The sequence below is a fragment of the Paenisporosarcina sp. TG20 genome (assembly GCF_000286315.1).
Classification (GTDB): Bacteria; Bacillota; Bacilli; order Bacillales_A; family Planococcaceae; genus Paenisporosarcina.
Genome location: NZ_ALJG01000002.1, coordinates 1 through 511 on the forward strand (window position 1 = coordinate 1; position 511 = coordinate 511).

Below are 511 nucleotides of genomic sequence, written 5' to 3' on the forward strand. Positions count from 1 at the left end.
CCTGAAATTGAGTTTGAAAGCTACTGGACCGCTCTTCCTAACCATCCAGCAGAAATTATTAATCTTTATCATGACCATGGAACAAGTGAACAGTTTCATAGTGAATTGAAAACAGACTTAGATTTAGAACGTTTCCCTTCGGGAAAGTTTGCGACCAATAATTTAATCTTGCATCTTGGATGTTTCACTTACAATCTTCTACGTCTAATCGGTCAAGAATCTCTGAAGATTGATGATGCTCCATTACGGAAAAAAGTATTTCGTCGTAGGGTTAAAACAGTTATTCAAAACCTAATTACCCTTGCTTCTAAATTGGTTAAACACGCTAGAAGAGTAAGCTTGAAATTCGGTCAGCATAGTCCTTGGTTTGAGACATTTAAACGGGTATACAATTCTTTTTCCACTTAGGAAATGCAATTTAATACTTTAGTAGACCTGCGAAATTTTTATAAATCGGCAGGTCTCCTTAGCATACCTTTTAATAGGAATTGGTTTTAGAATTATTACTAAC

1 protein-coding gene is annotated in these 511 nt (G+C 35.2%); it reads left to right on the plus strand.

The window, feature by feature from the left end; translation table 11 throughout:
* On the plus strand, positions 1-408 hold a 408-nt coding region (locus B371_RS0100010), incomplete at its 5' end, for a transposase (RefSeq protein ID WP_019412333.1).
* Between the last annotated feature and the right edge of the window lie 103 nt (positions 409-511).